Source organism: Paenibacillus provencensis, from assembly GCF_042678545.1.
GTDB lineage: Bacteria > Bacillota > Bacilli > Paenibacillales > Paenibacillaceae > Paenibacillus > Paenibacillus provencensis.
Window position 1 is genome coordinate 1891116 of the sequence record NZ_JBHTKX010000001.1, and the last position, 20102, is coordinate 1911217.

The window sequence follows — 20102 nt, forward strand, 5'->3', positions numbered from 1 at the left end:
CACGATATGGACTCCCCATTTCAAAACAGTCAGCTTGTGGAAAAAAAGAACAAATTTACAGGATCTCAGGCATAAGCTGATACAAATGATAAGACATCATGATGAAATAGCGTTCAGTTGTTCATTCATTTACAAAATTTAATCTATATTTTCAAGGGGGCGAATCCAATTCCTCTTGTTTTACGTGCAACGTACAATGCAACAGGCGCAATAACCTTTACCGGGAATACACTTGGCCTAAGCCGTTCCAACACGGAGGGTGTACCTGGTACCTTGGACAGCATAGGCGCTTTTATTACAACGAACTCGGCAGTCAGATTCGGTACATACCCGTTAGGCACTACAAGCTCATACCAAAGCAACAATTCATCAGCCGTACTGGTACTTCCCTCTGGAAGTACAGTACTATATGCCGAGCTCATATGGGGCGGCTCCTACATCAACGGCAATGTCAATCTAAGTTCAGCGATCAACAATCCGGTAAGCTTCACAACTCCTGCAGGCACCAGCAGTGTGACGCCTGATCCAACAACCTATAATGCCTTCGATCTAGGTAACGGAGCACAGGCTTATGTAAGATCAGCCAATGTCACTCCCCTCGTTCAGCAAGGCGGAGCAGGGACTTATATTACCGGCGGAGTCGTGGGAACAATCGTGATTAACAACGATACGACTGCCAATCACGCGGGATGGACACTCGCCGTGATCTATAACAATCCGACACTGCCTTTTCGCAATATGACGCTTCGGGCTGGCGGCCTGCTGGTTAATGCCTCCAATCAATCGACGATTACCGGGTTTGCTACACCTACTTCAGGTGCGCTTGGCGGAAGAGCTCTCTTTAGCGCCCAGGAAGGCGATGCGAACCGCACCGGTGACTCTGCACAGTTCGGACCGACCTCGGCTTCACTAGTTTCTTTATCCGGGCCGAATAACTTTGCGAACAACTTTTTTGCCTCACAAATTAATAATGATGCGGGTCAGTTGAATACGACAGGCAGCTTTGGCACGTCGAATCAAACGAATGGTGCACCAGGGACGAATATCATTGCCGGACGTCAAGGCTGGGATATTACGAATGTAGATATTTCGGCCAGACTCGTCAATAACCAGACCTCAGCCGTACTTAATCTTACAACCTCCGGCGATGTTTATATTGTGAATGCCAATGCACTGCAGATCAACATTAATTCCCCTAATATAACGGTATCCAAAAGCGCAAACGTATCCGGCCTGGTTGTTGGCGATACCGTTATATACACCATCGTTGTTGGAAATACAGGAACGGCAAATGCTGCTAATGTCGTCCTTACCGATGTGCTTCCTGCGGGTCTAACCTTTGTTACGGGAAGCGTTACGGTTGCAGGAACACAGAAACCAACGCTCGATATTCGCTCAGGCGTGCCGATCGGCACATTGAATCTCTCAAGCAGCGTGACAATCACGTATCGTGCCACAGTAACGTCCATCCCGAGCCCACAGCAAGTAGTAAACACCGCGAATGCCGCCTTTACGTTCCAAAGCATTGCGGGTGGGAGCACGATTACCGGCGTTATTCCGTCCAACGCTGTAACACTGCCGGTGTATGCCCCCATCTTTAATCTGGCTAAATCGTCGAACATCGCAAATGCAACCGTTGGGGACACCCTTACTTACTCTGTTGCGGTTACGAATTCAGGCAATATCGGTGCGACCACAACATTTACAGACAATATTCCAGCAGGCACCAGCTATGTGCCGGGAAGCTTCCAGGTGAATGGCATTGCTATCTCCGGTGCAAACCCTGCAACAGGAGTTAATATCGGGGTTGTTGCTGCAGGCAGCACCTCACAGGTCACATTCCAAGTCGTTGTCAATTCTCTGCCTTCCCCGCCGACGCTTAACAATCTAGCCTCTGTTTCCTACACCTATCAACCGCCGGACGGCAGAGTGCTTAGCGGGTCAGCAGTATCAAACACCATATCTACACCTGTATCTTTGCCTAACGTAGTCATCAGCAAGACAGCGAATCTGACGGATGCTGCAGTTGGTGAAGTGCTCACATATACAACGGTTATCGCGAATAATGGCACTACAGTCTTGGGAAGCATCGTATTTACGGATGCTATTCCAACCGGAACTTCTCTTGTACCCGGAAGCGTTACAGTAAATGGTGTAGCTCGTAATAATGCGAATCCCGGAAATGGTATTTCACTGCCGAGCATTGCAGGAGGAAGTTCATCGACAGTAACTTTTCAGGTGCTCATTCAGTCTGTTCCTACCAGCGGGCAAGTCCTCAATCAGGCAAGTGTCGCATACCGTTCAGGGACTTTAACTGGTCTTGGAGTCTCAAATGCGGTATCTACGCCTGTATATCAACCGATCATCAGCGCAGTGAAAGCATTGAATGACAATTATGCAACGATTGGCGACACCATTACCGTAAACATCAGCCTGCAAAATACAGGTAACATCGGTGCACAAGTATCGGTCACTGACCCTATACCTCCCGGCACCTTATTTGTCCCAGGCAGTGTCACGGTAGGGGGCGCCAGTGTGCCTGGGGCCGATCCGGTAACAGGTATATTTATAGGAACGCTGGCAGCTGGCAGCAACAATACCATTACCTTTCAGCTTCAGGTTGCCTCACTACCTACACCGCCTTCCATTTCAAATACAGCCTCGGCTAATTACTCTTACGTCCTTCCAAGTGGCCGAACGCTGACAGGCTCAAGTTTGTCCAATACCGTCACTATACCTGTATCGGCTCCAAACGTCACTGTAGATAAAATCGTCAATGCAACAGAAGCTGCCATCGGTGATGTCATCACCTATACCCTTACCGCTTCCAACAATGGCGTAGAGCCGGTCAGCAATGTCATTGTCTCGGATACCATCCCGCAGGGAACTGTCTTTGTACCGGGTTCAGTGAGAATTAACGGAGTAGTGTCTCAAGCTTCCAATCCTTCTGCCGGAGTTGCCATCGGCTCCGTACCCGGTCAGTCCTCTGTCCTGGTCAGCTTCCAACTGCAGGTTGCTGCACTTAACGAATCGGGACTTGTCGCCAATCAGGCGAGTGTCGCCTTTACCAGCGGTACATTCACGGGGGCATCTGTTTCCAATACCGTCGTCTTACCGGTTTATAATGCAGATATTTCAATAGCCAAGTCTGCCAGCCTGTCCACTGTGACTGTAGGGCAGACCTTAACTTATACATTCATTCTGTCCAATAGAGGTAATACTCCATCGTTTGCGACGCTCTTCGATGAGCTTCCACCTGAAGTCGTATTTGATACGAACAGCGTCGTTATTGACGGTCAGCCAACACCTGGTGCAGACCCTGAAACAGGAATCACCATCTCCAGCATCCCTGCTGGCGGAACGACGACAGTCACCTTCATTGCGACCGTCAATGATCTGCCGGCATCACAGCGGGTTATCAATCAGGCTGACGTGAACTACTTCTACCAGACAGGAAGCGGAAGAACACTATCCGGTACAGCTTCATCGAATACGGTTACGGTTAACGTCTCTGCTCCAAATGTAACACTAAGCAAGACTCCCTCCAGAACAACGGCTATTGTGGGAGATTCCATTATCTATACGCTTGTCGTTACAAACAATGGAGGCGCAGCAATCAATAACATCGTGCTCAGCGATATGCTTCCATCCCAAGTTTCCTTCATTCCTGGGAGCGCGACTGTAAATGGAACCCCCCTTCCATCTGCATCTCCGCAATCAGGCATTCCAATCGGCAGCTTGGCTCCTGCAGCCATCGCGACCGTAACTTTTGAGGTGAATGTGACAATGGCAGTGCCTTCAGAGATTAATAACCAATCAACCGTAAGCTTCACATCCGGCGTCTTCTCGGGTACATCGAACTCCAATACATCCACCATTCCTGTCATTCAGCCGCAAATTTCTCTGCAAAAAACAGCAAGTACAAGTAACGCAACAGTAGGTGATACCATTGTATATACCGTTGTTGTTACCAACGCAGGTAATCTGGCAGCCAATTTGGTTCTTTCCGACACCATTCCGGCAGGAACCACATTTTCGCCTAATAGTGTTATTGTTCAGGGCAGTCCGGTTCCGGGTGTTGTAATCAGTGATGGGGTCAGTATCGGAACCATTGCTGCGGGTCAGAGCATATCCGTTTCTTTTGCCGTCGTGGTTACGTCCCTGCCGTCACCTCAGTTAATTACCAATCAGGCATCCTCTGTCTTTACTTTTACGCCTCCGGATAATCGGACTTTAACCGGTACTGCGGTATCTAATACTGTAAGCTTTCCGGTGTCCTCCCCGGATGTAGAAGTCACAAAGTCCAGCTCACTGGCAGATGTTTCAGTTGGGGATATTATCACCTTTACGGTAACCACCCTTAATCGAGGAATTGCTCCGATCACGAATGTCCTCTTTTCAGATTCTACACCAGGTACGACCTTCATTCCGGGCAGTGTGACGATTAACGGCATTCCTGATCCTACCGCATTTCCTTCGGGGGGAATTAATCTGGGCACCATTACACCTGGAACCTCTACTACGGTCACCTACAACGTGAGTGTTGACACTGTGCCAAGTCCTCCACAAATCACGAATCAGGCAGCAGTCACTTATTCTTCTGGCGCATTTACAGGTACCACATATTCCAACACTCCGATCATCCCGGTATATGAGCCTGTGCTTAGCGCTGTCAAATCAGGAAGCAGCATCAATGCGACCGTCGGAGACACAATAACCTACACCATCAGTGTAGCGAATTCAGGCAACTATGCTGCATCATTCACATTAACCGATCCGATCCCGGCGGGGACGTCTCTGGTCGCTAACAGTGTATTGATTAACGGTCTGCCTGCTCCAGGAGCCGATCCGGCAGTAGGCATTCCGAGTGGAGTCGTGGCTCCCGGCACTTCTACAACCATTATGTTCTCGGTCGTTATCGACACACTGCCGAATCCGCAAATTCTGTCAAACCAATCCTTTATTGCGTATGCTTACACCCTGCCTTCCGGCCGAACCTTAAGTGACAGCACCGTGTCCAACATCTCTGTCATAACGGTGTCCGCTCCCAATGTGGCGGTAGTAAAAATATCTGCGCTGACGGCGCTATCCGTGGGGGATGTAAATACTTACAGTGTTAACGTCACGAATAACGGCATTGCAGCGATAAATAACGTAATTTTGAGCGACCCGTTGCCTTCATTTACAACCTTTGTTCCCGGAAGTGTAACCGTGGATGCAGCACCTATTCCCACAGCCAATCCTTCTACCGGCATTAACATTGGAAGCATTCCGCCGGGGGCCAGCGTCAATGTTACTTTTCAGGTACAGGTAAACGCTCTGCCTCCTACAACACCTGCAGAGGTTACAAACCGGACGACGGTTACCTTTACTTCCGGTACTTTCTCGGGGAGCGCCTTCTCCAATACCGTTACGACTCCTGTATTTCAACCGATTTTGACTGCAGTAAAGTCAGCGAACACGGTTAATGCGACAGTGGGAGATACTGTCGTTTATAGCATCGAATACTCGAATACCGGCAATTATGGGGCAAATGTCATCCTTACGGATAATATTCCTGCCGGAACAACACTCGTTCCTAACAGTGTCATTGTAAATGGATCACCTGTAGCAGGTGCAAATCCTGCAGCAGGGATTGACCTCGGGGTCATCTCCACAACAGCAACTGTCCTCTTCTCTGTAACTGTAGACAGCCTGCCTGTAAGTCAGCAGCTATCCAACCAGGCGAATTCAACCTTTACCTATACATTGCCGGATGGCCGTACGTTAAATGGCTCCTTTACTTCGAACCTGCTGCAAATTCAGGTCTCTTCGCCGAACGTCTCATTAGTTAAGAGTGTCTCTGCTCCTACTGCAGTGGTAGGTGACACACTAACGTACAGCGTTCTGGTTACCAATAACGGTATAACCAACGTCACCAACGCTGTTCTATCTGATGTTCTTCCTTCCCAGAGCAGCTTTGTTCCCGGCAGTGTGACGATTAATGGTGTTACCCAGCCTAATGCGAATCCTGCAGGAGGAATCAGCATCGGAACACTTGCGCCCGGAGCATCAGCAACGGTTACCTTTGCAGTCAGTATCAATGCACTGCCTCCTGCACCGTATATCATTAGTAATCAATCATCGATCAGCTATACAACAGGGACCTTTACCGGTGCTTCTTATTCCAATACGGTGTCTACTGCCATCTATCAGCCGATCTTTAATCTTGTCAAAACGGCAAGCTCATCCAACGCCACCGTTGGTGATACGATCGTGTATTTCCTTAGCTTGACGAACAACGGCAACTTGCCAGCAGATATCGTCTTGTTTGATGACATTCCTACCGGTGCGGTACTCGTTCCAAACAGCGTACTCATTAACGGAGTTCCTCAGCCGGGAGTCAATCCAGAAACGGGCATACCGGTTGGTGTGGTGCAGCCTGGAAATAGCGTTTCAATTACCGTAACATTTCAAGTCGTTGTGGATATTCTGCCGAATCCCCAGCAGTTAGTGAATCAGGCCACCGGTAACTATACTTACTCTCCGCCAGATGGACGTGTATTATCGGGAACAGTCAGCTCCAATGTGCTGGTAATTCCGGTATCTTCGCCAGAAGTCTCTGTGGTAAAGAGCTCACCTGCTATTGATGCTGTCGTCGGAGATATCATCACGTATACTGTCGTTATCACCAACAACGGAATTACTGAAGTGAACAATGTCATCATGGTTGACCCTGTACCTGCAGGTACTGTTTTTGTCACCGGCAGTGTTACCGTAGACGGTGCGCCAAGACCTTCGGCAAATCCGAATTCAGGCATAAATGTAGGGACCATTGAAGAAGGTAGCTCTGTCACCGTCACATTCCAGGTGCAGGTTGTCATGATATGAGCCTTGATCCTAATCAGGAACGCCGTCTTCAGAACCAAACGTCAGTTACCTTTATATCAGGAGCTTCGGATGGAGTAGCTTATTCCAATCTGGTGAGCATTCCACTAACGGGCCCGGTAATTACACTCGAGAAATCGGCTTCGGTAACGCAAGCAGGACTGGGCAGCATCATCACTTATGAGCTGAATATTTCTAACACTGGAAATGCAGATGCAGAGGTGATTGTGCGGGATGCGATCCCGGAGAACCTGCAATTTATTGCTAACAGCGTCCTTATAAATGGGCAGCCTCTTCCGGGGGCAGACATAACCTCAGGTCTAAATATAGGCATCGTTGCCAGCAAGTCTGCCACGAATATCCGTTTTCAGACAATCGTCACGAGCCTCCCGCCTTCTAACGAGCTCTACAATGTGGCAAGCGCAGCGTATACTTTTCAAACGTTGGATGGTCGAATAATTAGGAGGGATATTACTTCAAACGGTGTACGAATCTCACTTGCGAATGCGCAGCTCATCATATCTCAGCGAGCAAACACTATGCAAACCTTTGTTGGAGATGTCATTACATTTACAATAACGATTCAAAATACGGGCACTGTACCAGTGGTCAATGCGAGATTAAGCGTATTGCTCTCTGCAGGGATGAGCTTTGTGCCGGGGAGTGTGGTGCTTAACGGTATCATCTCTCCGGGTCTAGATCCTGTTCAAGGCTTTATACTTCCGGTCATTAACCCTGGGGAGGTTATACAGCTGACATACCAGGTACGTGTGCTGAGCATTAGTAGTCCCTTATCCAGTGAAGTACTCGTATCTTACACCTCTGACGGGGTGCTTGTTCAGACTGGTTCCAATGAAGTTGTGCTGTCACCGGTTGATCCTGTTGTGAACATGATCGTAACGGTAATGCCTGAGCAAGTCACCTATGGAGGAGCTGCTCAGTTTACCGCTACGATACTGAATGAAGGAGATCTTCCGATTGAGGCTGTTTACTATATGAATTTTCCACAAGGTCTTATCTTCCAGGATCATTCTGTTCGAATTAACGGGGTTGAAGTTCAAAATGCAAATCCTGTGATCGGTATACGGCTGGGCACTTTGTTTCCACGTTCTAGAACCGTCATCACGTATCGAGCCCTTATATCCTTTACACCATATTCCCGGATATCTCAGATGAATTTGATGAATCAAGCATCCCTTCAGTTTACGTATCGACTGTCAGATAGCAGAACGGTCTCGCTCCGAGAGGAAGCAGAGGTCCAGGTATTATTTCTTGCTCCTGTTATTCAGGCGGTGCTTACCTCATACCCTGCCCGGGTTGAACGGGGTGACGAGGTGACCATTCAGATCTTAATTCGCAATACTGGAAATCTAGCTGCAGCTCTATCGCTGAGAGGCCTCACCCCACCGGGTACCGAGCTTATATCAGGTCACTTGCGCTTACAAGATGGGACGACGAGGGTCTTCTATACACAAGATTTAATAAATGGGATACTCTTCATCGGTGTTCTTGAGCCGGGAGAGTATGCTGAAATTGAATATATCGTTCGTGTGAAGATCGACGGACTCTTACCATCCGATTTGTTAAAAGGGTATGTCACTGCATTATTCACTTATTTGTTTGAGAATGAGGAATATACACTGGAAGTCAATTCGAATGAATACATCATCGTAATCGAGCAGCATGATGAATAGGAATAGATATTTCATGATATAAGAATCCCTCTCTCTCTTCCTTCTTAGGAAGAGAGGGAGGGATTTTTAATTCTTAGGATTTATGCAAAATCTTCATTCTACTCAGTTCGACAGAAACTAATTACAAGTTTGTTAGAAATTTATGAACAAATGATCCATTCTACATTTCTTATACCTACGGATTAACGAGTGTTTAAACCGTTATTTTACATAAAAACGAAAAAACTATGCCAAACTTCGGAAAAGAGAGTTGATAAATATACCAGTGAGTGATAAAATCCAAGAATAGATAAAGTAACAATTTCGTAATTATTAATGTCACTTCGTTGTCGAAATCTTTAGGTGAATGACTGATAACTGCCGAATTCTAGCACCAAGAAGCGGGGGACCCGACCATTTTATGGGTGAATTGATCAATATGAAGTGATCATAGGGAACCTTCAACCGAATCCTTAGCTAACCTCGCAGGCATTGGAAGGAGTATTATTTACTTTGAAAAAGACACTAACAGCTGCGGCATTAGGGTTCGCTCTATTATTCTCCGCAGGAGTCACAGAAGCATCGGCTTCCATTCTATCCAAAACAGTTAACAATACGGTAGGCATACCATACCAATATGGCGGTTCGACCCTTTCTGGGTTTGATTGCTCTGGATTTACTCGTTATGTATATAAGCAGCTTGGCGTAAATCTGCCTCATAGCTCCAAACAGCAATTTCATAAAGGACAGGCTATCAAGAAATCTGAGCTTGTAAAGGGAGATCTCGTCTTCTTTAATACTAGTGGATCCGGTGTTTCACATGTAGGAATCTATCTTGGCAATAACCAATTTGTCTCCGCTACTTCTTCCAAAGGGATTGCTATTACACCTATTAACAAAGGCTATTGGAGCTCCAAGTATTACGGCGCCAAAAGAATGCTTAGCCCGGCCTCTGCTAAAAGAGCTGGATTATAATTACATTACCCGATCTATTATTTCTCAAACAACATAAGCGTATAGCCATGATAGAAGGTCCAGGAATGATTCCTGGACCTTCTGCTGTGTACGCCTGCTCAGCCCGCATGGAGCATAGCGTTTAGATTTGGCTGCTCTTCGCAATCACATAAGGCTTCTTAACATCACCGATCAGCTTGCGATCCACAGATAAGTGTACATCCTTATCCAATATCACGTTCTCAAGCACCGCATTCTCCTCAATTACGCATTTCTGCATAATAATCGAGTTGCGTATTTGCGCCCCGCTATGTATTTTAACTCCTCTGAAAATGATGCTGTTCTCCACGGTTCCTCCAATAACGCATCCGTTCGCAATCAAGGAATTATTGACTTCTGCATGCTCTAAATAACGAGTTGGCGGTTCATACTTAATCTTGGTATGCACCTCATGATATTTAAACAGCTGGTTGTATTGTTCTTGCTGAAGCAGTTCCAGACTAATGCGATAATAGCTGTCTACGGAGTTAATCACGGCATGATATCCGTTATAAGCATAAGCAGCGATCTTGAGATTGGCCAGGTTGTTCTGAATTCCATCTCGAAAGAAATGGTTCTGGCCATGAGCAATACAGTGTTCTATTAATTTCAAGAATAGCTGCTTCTCCACAATAAATGCACCCAAATAGATATTAGGATGTCCACCTTCTCCATGCATCCCTGTGACCCATCCGTTGTCCACATCCATCCGGATGCATGAAGCATGTTCGGGGAGGATTTCATCTACTCTTTTATACAGCAAGGTGATGTCAGCCTGTGTTTCCATATGATTATTAAACATCTCTCTATAATCAGCTGTATAGAGATGCTGGCTGCCGGTATGAATAATATGCGTTCCAGTCCCTCTCATGAAAAAATCACGATTGTTATGAAAATGCTGTAAGTCTCCCTTGGACCTGTCGGTAGGATCATTCCAATCCGGTGGCAATATGAACAATCCTCCATTCTTGCGATCCAAGTCCCATGGCGCTCCTTCCCCTAAATGATCCATTAGGGATCGATATTTTCGGCGGACAAACAACGCGATGTTATGAACTCCAGAATGCATCATGTTGGACAGGACAAAATCGATCAGACGATACCTGCCTGCGAATGGAACGGCTGCGCCGCAGCGAAAATAAGTTAATTCGTTCATCAAATCGAGTTCATGATCCAAGTTCACTACACCCATGAGCTGTTGCATATATCGGCCACCGTCCCTGTTCATATTATTTCAAACGATCTGTAAGCTTCATCTACGAGCAATATTTCATCCTGATCCTCTCCACCGATCGTAGTACCATCTCCGATGATCATATTTTCACTTACGATGGCTTTATGGATCTTGACATTCTTCCCAATCTTCACCTTAGGCATGATTACCGAATCTGTAATTTCGCTTCCCTCTCCAACCTCAACGCCATAAAATAATACAGACCTGTTCACATCCCCGTGAACAACACAGCCTTCATTAACGATACTGCTGCGTACTCGTGCTTCCTTCGAAATGTAACATGCAGGTTCATTGGGATTACGGGAAAATATCCGCCACTTCGGATCATTCAAATTTAAAGGAGGATCGTCTACCAAGAGGTCCATATTGGCCTCCCATAGACTTTGAACGGTACCGACATCTTTCCAATAACCGTCAAAAGGATATGCAAACAGCCTTTTCTCATTGCGGAGCAGAAGAGGAATGATGTCTTTCCCAAAATCATACGTTGAATTCGGATCCTGCTCGCTTTCGAGCAAATGCTGACGGAGTACAGACCATTTGAACAGGTACACCCCCATGGAAGCAAGCGTACTTCGCGGCATCGCCGGCTTTTCTTCAAATTCAGATATTTCGTAATTATCATTCGTATTTAGTAATCCAAATCGACTTGCATCAGATAATGGGACGTCAATCACGGATATGGTACAATCCGAATCCCTCTCTTTATGGTACTGCAGCATCGCGTCGTAGTTCATCTTGTAGATATGATCGCCTGACAATATCAGAACATGCTCGGGATCAAACTGTTCGACAAAATGGATATTGCGATAAATCGCATCCGCCGTTCCCCGATACCAGCTGTTGCTCCCTTCACGTTCATGCGGAGGAAGGACAAAGACACCTCCTTTACGCCGGTTAAGGTCCCAATCACTGCCTATACCGACATAGGAATGGAGAATCAGCGGCTCATACTGAGTGAGTACACCGACAGTATCAATCCCGGAGTTGGCACAATTACTAAGCGGAAAATCAATAATACGATAGGTTCCTCCAAAATAAACCGCAGGCTTGGCTAAAGTTTTGGTCAGACCTTTCAAACGTTTACCTTGTCCTCCGGCCAGCAACATGGCCACCACTTCTTTTTTATTCATGGAAGAGCCTCCTCAAGATCAGTATGAGTAACTGTAGCTGCTTCTAATGAAGTGAATACGCAGGTATGAAGTTGTAATGTAATGTATGTTTGTTTGTAAAGAAGGTAAGGAACGATGTTAACTCAGAAGAAGTGGTAAATAGCGGTAAGCACTTGATGCATGAGGTTAAACTAAGAGAGTGAAGAATCTTAAGAATATTTACACATCTGATTTAATTTCATAACACATTAATAGGTATTATAAAATTAAATCATTTCTATTTTATTATAAACAATTGCAATAGCTCTTGACAAACAGAGGTTTATGACGTTTTACCCCTAATCTCCTCAGGATATGTCGACTATGGCCATTTTTGTATTTTCACAAAAAATATAATGCATTTGGCTTGCATTACATGTACACAGATAGTAAAATACGGCTTTGAGTGTATGAACTAGAATAAGAATTAAAGCTAAGAAAGGGGATTATTCCCATGGAACTTCTCAAATCTGAATTGCCTGGTGTAGGGATGAAGTATCAATTGGAGACGAAAGCAGGTTCCAATTTCATCATTGTTCATCATGAGGATGGACGACGTGAAATTTACTGTTCCGATCCAGAGGATCATGAGAGCCTCAACTTTATTGCCGAGCTGGAGGATGAGGAGTGTATGTTGCTCTCGAGTATTATTGGCGGATGGAATGAAAGGTAACTAACCAAAAATGAATTACCAAAAAATCAGACAGTCGTGTACAAAAACTAAACTTTTGTACGAGGACTGTCTTTTTTTGTATATTTATAAAAATAAGGTGGCATTCAAATAGCGTCTGGACAGAGAATACAGATAAGTGGTTTGGATCGATAATGTGGCGATGAATAAAATATTTCGCACAATTAGATGCTGCTTCTCAGACAAATGAGTAAACTGGCCCGCCATCTTATTGGCCGCTGAGCGTATTTCTTCCTCCACTGTCTTATCCGTATGGATCGTTTGATCATATTGGCCGTCAAGCTGTTCGAACAGTTCAGCATAGGTACTGTACAATTTCAGTGGACTAACCAGATCGTCATCATCGCGCTCCGGCTGGTTAAATACGCCTTCAAATAAATGACGTATAGACTCAAAATCAAGCACAGATTTAAGATCATCAATGATAAACAATAGTGAGGCTTGATTAATGGAATACTTTTTCCCGATCTTCGGAGATGACAGATATTCTTTAAAGTCCCGTTTCACCCAATTTTGCATGGATGTAATAGAAACGTTGGAATATTCAACAAGCTGACCGAGCGAAGCAATTTCCTGTAATGAGAATCCAGCTGCACGATTGCCCTTGATGAGCTTCTCTAATATAGGCGGTAAAGAAGTCGACAGAAATGCGGGGAGTGTATTGCCATTCTCCACTTCCGACGGATGATGCTTATTCCATGCTTTTTGAAGCATAGCCAGGGGTGTTTCTGTATGTTGTCCTTCGATGGACAGCAGCAATTGTGCCATTTCAGAGCGAGTAAGTGAGAATAACTCTGTCATCTAATGGACCTCCCTTGCGTGTGTTGTTAAATGATTCCGGTACGTTTAAAAATCACATGGAATTATATTACGCCGAACGTATAACCTTGTAAAGAGAGGTCTGGTTAAGGGAATTTGGCGTCTAACTTCCTTTTGGGGCCAAATTAACCTCATACGGTCTATTATAAACCCTACAGACCATTGATAATCACAGGATAAGTTCTGTATATTAGTTCATATGAACTCAAAATTTATAAAAAAGGATTGTGAAGAACTCTAATGGGTATAGGACTGAATTTATTCTTGTTTGCAATACTCATTGTACTAACCGCATTCTTCGTTGCAACCGAATTTGCGATCATTAAGCTCAGGCCGAGCCGTGTCGACCAGCTCGTGCTTGAAGGACGCAGAGGCGCCCTTGCCGTACAGAAGGTAACGACGAATCTGGATGGTTATCTATCCGCATGTCAGCTAGGCATTACCATTACAGCGTTAGGACTTGGATGGTTAGGTGAACCCACTGTCGCGATTATGATTGAACCGTTGTTTGCACGCCTGGGTGCTCCCGATGAATTAGTTCATCTCTTCTCTTTCATTATTGCATTTGCGATCGTTACATTCCTACATGTCGTTGTAGGTGAACTTGCTCCGAAGACGCTGGCTATTCAAAAAGCCGAAGCAATCACATTCCTAGTTGCAAGACCGATTATGTTGTTCTATAAAATTATGTATCCGTTTATTTGGCTGCTTAACGGCTCGGCTAACAAGCTTGTTCAAATGTTTGGCCTAAAGCCTGTGAAGGAGCACGAGGATGCACACTCGGAAGAAGAGATTCAGATTATATTATCCGAGAGCTACCAAAGCGGTAAAATCAACAATACGGAATATGGATATGTAAACCGTATATTTGCTTTTGACGAGAAGCTTGCCAAAGAGATCATGATTCCTCGTACCGATATGGTTTGCTTGTACACCAACAATACACTCGAAGAGAACATGAGCATCATCCACAGAGAACAATATACGCGCTTTCCTGTTGCTCACCAAGGCAAGGATCAGATCGTAGGGATGATTAATACGAAGCAGCTGTTCCTGAATTATAGAGAGAATGAAACGTTTGATTTGAAGCAGTTTATGCATCCTGTACTGTCTGTCTCAGAAGCAACTCCTGTGAATGAACTATTAAAAAGAATGCAAAAAGAACAGGTGCACCTGGCTGTCATTGTTGATGAATTCGGCGGTACAGCCGGGCTCATCACGATTGAGGACATTCTCGAAGAAATCGTCGGCGAAATTCGTGATGAATTTGACTCCGAGGAGCGTAAGGAAATCGAACAGATCGGAGAAATGCATTATATTGTAGATGGCAAGATTCAATTGGATCAAATTGCTGACCTCACAGGCCTGCACTTCGATCTAGAAACCGCCGATACGATTGGCGGCTGGCTGTTCACCATATTAATGAACCCCAAAGTCGGCCATACCCATTATCACGAAGGAATGGTCTTCACCGTCAAAGAAGTAGGACGCAACCGCGTCAAGAAGGTCGAATTTAAAAAAGCACCCGAGGAGATTGAGCTCGAATTGACCCCTCAGGCGGTAGGCTAGAGAACATTTAACAATATTATAATAATCGAGAATTTCGGCAGCCCTTAAGTATGCTTAGGGCCTGCCGTATTTTTTAGTTTAGGATGACGCGAAAACCCAAATTTCCTGTTGAGCTGTCTGGCGTGTTGCTGCTACGTGCTGCGACTCGGTAGCGGTTACAGTAAGACCGGTGACACAGATAGGAACCGCCGCGCATCGACCTTCTGCCTGTTTCCATTTGATACAGGGGATTGTCGGCTGACGTTTCACGATGATACTCCGGAGTGAACCAATCTGCACACCATTCCCACACATTTCCTGCGACGTTATATAACCCATATCCGTTTGGCTCATAAGAGTCCACAGGAGCAGTGCCAATATAGCCATCACTTGCATTATTTTTGACTGGGAACTTCCCCTGCCATATGTTGCACATATGCCTTCCACCCTGTTTCAGCAAATCACCCCAAGGATATGTCTTCCGCTTCAACCCGCCCCGAGCCGCATACTCCCATTCCGCCTCTGTCGGTAGTCTAGTTCCTGACCAGGCACAATAAGCCATGGCATCATTCCAAGTGATATGTACAACCGGATGATTAAGCCGGTCCACAATGTTTGAATCGGGCCCCTCTGGCCGTTTCCAGTCTGCCCCTTCTACGACATACCACCAAGGCACCTGTTGAGGCGTGCTTCGCACCTGCTGTCTGGTCTCCTCAGAGACAAACAGATGGAATACGTAAGACCAGCCATATCTCTCAGCCTCCGTTACATACCCTGTAGATTCAATAAATTGTCTGAATTGTTCATTCGTAACGGTAAAGGCTGACATACGAAAGGAATCGACGTACACCTCTCGAACAGGCCCTTCACCATCACTTGGAAAACCTTCTGACGTGTCCGATCCCATAACAAAAGAGCCTGCCGGAATATCAGTCCAATTCATATGAATTATGGCTGAAGAGGGCTTATCAGTCTTCTGTTTATATTGAACTTGAATATCTACCTCACTATGCACCGAGTGTGAAGAACTACTGGCTGAACAGCAGCCTTTATTCTGCATCGTCTCTAGTCACTTCCTTCTATTAATGTGTTAATAGCCTCATGCTTACCTCCATTTAATTATCCTATCACCTTTTTCCAATTTTGGAGTTTAATCCATTTAGACCGTATGTAAGTTACATGGTCATTGTCTCTTATCTGAGTTATAATCGTTATCATATCTAGAGTGAAAAATAACCTCATTCATTGGAGCAGCGACGTTCATGAACAAAAAAGAACCTGTATTACAATCAAATAAAAAATTGATCTATTCCTGGATTGCTGAGCATGGTCCTATTTCCAAAGCTGAACTATTAGATGCTTATTCACTAACGAGCAGTACACTTACCCGCATGCTTGAGGAGATGACAAGCGAAGGTCTTATTCAGGCGGCAAGCCTCGGCGCTTCCAGCGGCGGTCGTCGTCCCATTCTTTATCAGATCGAACCTGATTATAAATACATATTCGGACTGGAAATTTCCCGGTTCTCTTCCACACTCGGTCTGTTTGACATGGCTATGAATCCAAAATCCGTGATGCGCTGGCGGATGGATGAATCAATGACACCCGAGCGTTTTGTTGAATTTGCTGCTGGGCATATGAGGAGCTTTCTCAAGGATCATCAGCTTGAACCTTCACAAATATTAGGTATTGGTATCGGTGCCGTCGGACCGGTTGATCGGAATAAGGGGACCATTCTGGACCCATTATACTTTCCGGCATCAGGCTGGCGTAATATCCCCATATGTCAGCAACTCGAGAATGCCACAGGCTGGAAGGCTTATCTGGAGAACGGAGTTAACGCTGCACTTATCGGGGAAGCTTGGGCGATGCGTGATCAAGGTATTCAACATGCACTGTATGTTCATGCCGGAGTCAGCCTCAGATCCGCCATTATGTCTCAAGGCCAAATTGTCCATGGTACCGTTGATACTGAAGGCTCCATCGGTCAAATGATCGTGCACATGGATGGTCAGAGACTTGGTCCTATCGGCAATTATGGAGCACTAGAGGCATACGCCTCTATCCAAGCACTTGAGAGAACTGCACGATCGCAAGCCAAGGCAGGAAGAGCGCTCGGTCCCTTACTCAGCCCATTGTCTCCCGATCGAATTCAGTTCGAGCATCTTCTCAAAGCACTGGATGCAGAAGATCCATTCGCACGGGAAATATTTGAGCAGTCTGCTGTCTATTTTGGTATTGGACTCGCCAATTTAATAAATATGTTTCATCCGGAGATTGTTATATTAGGTGGAACCTTGGTGAATTACAACTCGCTCTACTTTGATACAGCAACTCATATCGCCAGGAAGAATACCTTCTATTATCCAAGGTATGAACCTGTATTCTCGAAAGGGAACCTGAAAGAAGACGCAGTCATTACAGGGTGCGCACTTAACGTGTGCCGTGCCTTCCAGCTGTAGAAATGATAGAAAGATGATCTCTCAAGAAAAATAAAGGGTTGTCCTAATGCAGTGTGACTGCGATTAGAACAACCCTATTATTTTGGAGCTTAATATTAAGACAATGCTTCTGTCAGTACAGGAACGATCTGAGATTTGCGTGATACGACGCCTTTCAGAAGTGCCTTGTTGTCCACAAGCTGAACATTGTACGCACGCTCAACTGCCTCAGACTTATGTCCAAGTGCAAGCGCAACAGAGTCATTGTTCAGGATATCTGTAATGACAAATACGAACAGATCGAGATTCTTCTCAGCAATTGTCTGATAGATAACCGCCTCGAGCTCAGCTTGCTTTACAAGCAAATCGTTGACATCCACTGTGTTGACTTGTGCTATTTCCACTTTGAAGCCGCCCATTGAGAATTCCTTCGCATCAAGCGTAAGGAGCTGAGGAACGGATTTTTTGCTAAGATCAGCACCTGCTTTGAGCATATCAAGACCGTATACGCTCGCATCGACACCTGCAATATCAGCTAATTCCTTGGCTGCAGCAATATCCTGCTCAGTGCATGTCGGTGATTTAAACAATAGAGAATCTGAAATAATAGCAGACAGCATCAGACCCGCAATCGGTTTCGTAATCTCAACATTGTTCTCTTTAAACAGCTTGTTAAGAATCGTTGCTGTGCAGCCCACTGGCTCGGCGCGATAGTAGAGGGGCTGGCTTGTCTCAAAATTAGCAATTCTGTGGTGATCAATAACTTCCGTAATTTGAACCTGATCAATATCGCTTACGCTTTGTTGACGCTCGTTATGGTCAACCAGAATAACACTGTTTGTTTCATTTGCTACAGTCTCTACAAAACGCGGTGCATCCACGTTGAAGAAATCAAGAGCATATTGTGTTTCACCATTTACTTCTCCAAGACGAACAGCTTCAACTTCAATACCCAGCTTACTCTTAAGATCAGCATAGGCAATTGCAGAACAGATGGTGTCCGTATCCGGATTTTTGTGTCCAAAAATCAATGTTTTCCCCATTTTATTGAGACCTCCGTTAATATGTTATTGTCATCATGTGTGAGCATCCGGTTAGGATGTATTTCCCTATACGATTATAGCGTTAAATGAATTGTATTCCAATGTTTATACCTTGTTTTAAAAAAATTTTTTATGGCATTAATTCAACGACTGCCTGTTTGCCGCTCAGCTGAATACCAGTCTTTGGCTCGCCGAATTCCTTCAAATCACGCACAAGGCTCTCGAGTAGTGATTTGGCCATCTCTCCTTCTTTCTTTTGAATCTTCACGACCAGCTTCACCATATCCCCGGATTTAAGTATACGTTCCATCTGTGTCTTCTTCGTATCATAATCATGCTCCTCAATATGCGGAGTCAGCCGGATTTCTTTCACTTTCGGTTCACGGTTCTTGCGCTTCTCGGCAGCCGCTTCCTGCTTGGCAACTCCCGCTCCAACAAGCCTGCATGGCGGAGGGCTGCTCAGGAGTGTTGTGCATACCAGATCTACCTTTAGCTTCTTGGCTAATGCAAGTGCTTCGCTTGTCTTCATTACACCGAGATCTTCGCCATCTATGCCGGTGACCACTACTTCTGCTGCTTTGATTTTTTCATTCTTGATCAATTTACGCTTCCCCTTCCCTCATCGCTTCCGCAATAAGCTGAAATGATCTCTTCCTTGCTTCAAAATCATGGATGGCAGATGCAATCATGATTTCGTCCACATTATAAAACTCGCTGATTCTGAGTATTCCTCTCTTCACCTGTTCAGGGTCGCCGACAATACTGAGGTGCCTTCTGCTGTTGATCTGCTCCTTCTCTATTGCTGTGTAAGGATAATTAAGCGACGTCTCCACCGATGGAAAACCGGACAGCTGTCCTCCTCTCATCAATGCAAGAAAATACAGCTGATTGCTTGAAGCAAGATTCCTCGCTTCCTCCTCCGTATCTGCACATACAACACTAATGGTAATCATAGTCCGCGGGGTTTCTCTCACGATCGAAGGCTTAAACCCGGTTTTGTAATGATGGATCGCTTCTTCTCCTCCAGGTACGCCAAAGAAATGAGCAAACGAGTAGGATACGCCATGCCTTGCCGCGATCTTTCCTCCTTCGCTGCTTGATCCGAGCACCCATAGCTCAGGGACACTGTCGATCAGCGGAATAGCCTTAAGATGGGCATATCGGTGATCTTCCGGAAGATCCTCATATAGATAACCGATCAGATCATCAATCTGTACCGGAAATTGCTGCGAATTCATCCTTTTCCCTTCGTTTAAGGCTGCTGTCGCCAGCGGCATGGCACCTGTAGCTCTACCGATTCCCAGATCGATTCTGCCCGGATACAAGGCTTCTAGCAGACGGAAATTTTCTGCCACCTTATAAGCACTATAGTGCGGCAGCATAATGCCTCCCGAACCGACACGTATGCGTGAGCTGTGAGATGCCAGATGCGAGATCATCACTTCCGGGCTGGAAAAAGAGAGCGCAGGCATGCCATGATGCTCTGAAACCCAAAACCGGTGATACCCCAGACCTTCCGTAAATTGAATCAGCTCTGTCGCTTCACTTAAAGCATCGAGGACTGTGAATCCTTCTTTTATGTAACCATGCTCTAATACACTTAGTTTGATCATTACCTTCACCTTCCTTATAGAAAAATGCC

General features: G+C 45.5%; 13 protein-coding genes and 1 riboswitch. Of the genes, 6 read left to right on the forward strand and 7 right to left on the reverse strand.

The genetic code is table 11. The features are described from left to right. Positions 1 to 117 precede the first annotated feature (117 nt). From ACFQ3J_RS09095 to ACFQ3J_RS09105, 3 genes are all read left to right on the forward strand, one after another. Entirely contained in the window at positions 118 to 6870 is a 6753-nt protein-coding gene (locus ACFQ3J_RS09095) for a hypothetical protein (protein ID WP_251583426.1), read from the forward strand. Further along, positions 6867 to 8561 carry a DUF11 domain-containing protein gene (locus ACFQ3J_RS09100; protein WP_251583425.1) on the forward strand — a complete coding sequence of 565 codons (1695 nt, stop codon included), beginning with the start codon at positions 6867 to 6869 and terminating at the stop codon, positions 8559 to 8561. The genes ACFQ3J_RS09095 and ACFQ3J_RS09100 overlap by 4 nt, the downstream gene beginning before the upstream one ends. A gap of 348 nt (positions 8562 to 8909) precedes the next feature. After that, positions 8910 to 9047: riboswitch (cyclic di-AMP (ydaO/yuaA leader) on the forward strand. Between the two features lie 6 nt (positions 9048 to 9053). Further along, a complete protein-coding gene (locus tag ACFQ3J_RS09105) occupies positions 9054 to 9515 on the forward strand; it encodes a C40 family peptidase (protein WP_091155651.1) in 462 nt (153 codons plus the stop codon). A gap of 121 nt (positions 9516 to 9636) precedes the next feature. Here ACFQ3J_RS09105 and glgD read toward each other — a convergent pair whose 3' ends face one another. Both glgD and ACFQ3J_RS09115 read right to left on the reverse strand, forming a co-directional pair. After that, positions 9637 to 10737, reverse strand: coding sequence for a glucose-1-phosphate adenylyltransferase subunit GlgD (gene glgD / locus ACFQ3J_RS09110; RefSeq protein WP_251583424.1), 1101 nt, complete (start codon positions 10735 to 10737; stop codon positions 9637 to 9639). Positions 10738 to 10757: 20 nt separating this feature from the next. After that, on the reverse strand, positions 10758 to 11900 hold the full coding sequence (locus ACFQ3J_RS09115; RefSeq protein WP_251583423.1) for a glucose-1-phosphate adenylyltransferase: 1143 nt from the start codon (positions 11898 to 11900) through the stop codon (positions 10758 to 10760). A 472-nt stretch (positions 11901 to 12372) separates the two neighbouring features. On the opposite strand from ACFQ3J_RS09115, the gene ACFQ3J_RS09120 reads away from it, so the two are divergent. After that, complete coding sequence (locus ACFQ3J_RS09120) at positions 12373 to 12591, forward strand: hypothetical protein (protein ID WP_251583422.1); 219 nt, start codon at positions 12373 to 12375, stop codon at positions 12589 to 12591. An 84-nt stretch (positions 12592 to 12675) separates the two neighbouring features. Here ACFQ3J_RS09120 and ACFQ3J_RS09125 read toward each other — a convergent pair whose 3' ends face one another. Beyond that, positions 12676 to 13410: a DUF1836 domain-containing protein gene (locus ACFQ3J_RS09125; protein WP_251583420.1), complete on the reverse strand. Its 735-nt coding sequence runs from the start codon at positions 13408 to 13410 to the stop codon at positions 12676 to 12678. A 258-nt stretch (positions 13411 to 13668) separates the two neighbouring features. Between ACFQ3J_RS09125 and ACFQ3J_RS09130 the strand changes: the two genes are divergently transcribed. Next, positions 13669 to 14997, forward strand: coding sequence for a hemolysin family protein (locus tag ACFQ3J_RS09130; RefSeq protein ID WP_170862381.1), 1329 nt, complete (start codon positions 13669 to 13671; stop codon positions 14995 to 14997). A gap of 73 nt (positions 14998 to 15070) precedes the next feature. Here ACFQ3J_RS09130 and ACFQ3J_RS09135 read toward each other — a convergent pair whose 3' ends face one another. Continuing rightward, positions 15071 to 15919 carry a formylglycine-generating enzyme family protein gene (locus ACFQ3J_RS09135; RefSeq protein WP_244533258.1) on the reverse strand — a complete coding sequence of 283 codons (849 nt, stop codon included), beginning with the start codon at positions 15917 to 15919 and terminating at the stop codon, positions 15071 to 15073. Positions 15920 to 16238: 319 nt separating this feature from the next. Here ACFQ3J_RS09135 and ACFQ3J_RS09140 point away from each other — a divergent pair, with 319 nt between their 5' ends. Beyond that, on the forward strand, positions 16239 to 17438 hold the full coding sequence (locus ACFQ3J_RS09140; RefSeq protein WP_251583419.1) for an ROK family transcriptional regulator: 1200 nt from the start codon (positions 16239 to 16241) through the stop codon (positions 17436 to 17438). A gap of 95 nt (positions 17439 to 17533) precedes the next feature. On the opposite strand, the gene ACFQ3J_RS09145 is transcribed toward ACFQ3J_RS09140, so the two are convergent. The 3 genes from ACFQ3J_RS09145 to ACFQ3J_RS09155 all read right to left on the reverse strand — a co-directional run bounded on the left by ACFQ3J_RS09145 (position 17534) and on the right by ACFQ3J_RS09155 (position 20073). Continuing rightward, positions 17534 to 18460 (reverse strand): manganese-dependent inorganic pyrophosphatase, encoded by a 927-nt coding sequence (locus ACFQ3J_RS09145; protein WP_251583418.1) that lies wholly within the window; start codon positions 18458 to 18460, stop codon positions 17534 to 17536. Positions 18461 to 18590: 130 nt separating this feature from the next. Continuing rightward, positions 18591 to 19061, reverse strand: coding sequence for a translation initiation factor IF-3 (gene infC, locus ACFQ3J_RS09150; RefSeq protein ID WP_091155635.1), 471 nt, complete (start codon positions 19059 to 19061; stop codon positions 18591 to 18593). A 1-nt stretch (position 19062) separates the two neighbouring features. Continuing rightward, entirely contained in the window at positions 19063 to 20073 is a 1011-nt protein-coding gene (locus ACFQ3J_RS09155; RefSeq protein ID WP_251583417.1) for an LLM class flavin-dependent oxidoreductase, read from the reverse strand. Between the last annotated feature and the right edge of the window lie 29 nt (positions 20074 to 20102).

Excerpts from the sequence above, each read along its gene's own strand:
- ACFQ3J_RS09120 (WP_251583422.1), top strand. The coding sequence starts at position 12,373 with ATGGAACTTCTCAAATCTGAATTGCCTGGTGTAGGGATGAAGTATCAA.
- ACFQ3J_RS09145 (WP_251583418.1), bottom strand. The coding sequence starts at position 18,460 with ATGGGGAAAACATTGATTTTTGGACACAAAAATCCGGATACGGACACC.
- ACFQ3J_RS09100 (WP_251583425.1), top strand. The coding sequence starts at position 6,867 with ATGAGCCTTGATCCTAATCAGGAACGCCGTCTTCAGAACCAAACGTCA.
- ACFQ3J_RS09155 (WP_251583417.1), bottom strand. The coding sequence starts at position 20,073 with ATGATCAAACTAAGTGTATTAGAGCATGGTTACATAAAAGAAGGATTC.
- ACFQ3J_RS09140 (WP_251583419.1), top strand. The coding sequence starts at position 16,239 with ATGAACAAAAAAGAACCTGTATTACAATCAAATAAAAAATTGATCTAT.
- ACFQ3J_RS09130 (WP_170862381.1), top strand. The coding sequence starts at position 13,669 with ATGGGTATAGGACTGAATTTATTCTTGTTTGCAATACTCATTGTACTA.
- ACFQ3J_RS09125 (WP_251583420.1), bottom strand. The coding sequence starts at position 13,410 with ATGACAGAGTTATTCTCACTTACTCGCTCTGAAATGGCACAATTGCTG.
- glgD (WP_251583424.1), bottom strand. The coding sequence starts at position 10,737 with ATGCAACAGCTCATGGGTGTAGTGAACTTGGATCATGAACTCGATTTG.
- ACFQ3J_RS09135 (WP_244533258.1), bottom strand. The coding sequence starts at position 15,919 with ATGAATTGGACTGATATTCCGGCAGGCTCTTTTGTTATGGGATCGGAC.
- ACFQ3J_RS09115 (WP_251583423.1), bottom strand. The coding sequence starts at position 11,900 with ATGAATAAAAAAGAAGTGGTGGCCATGTTGCTGGCCGGAGGACAAGGT.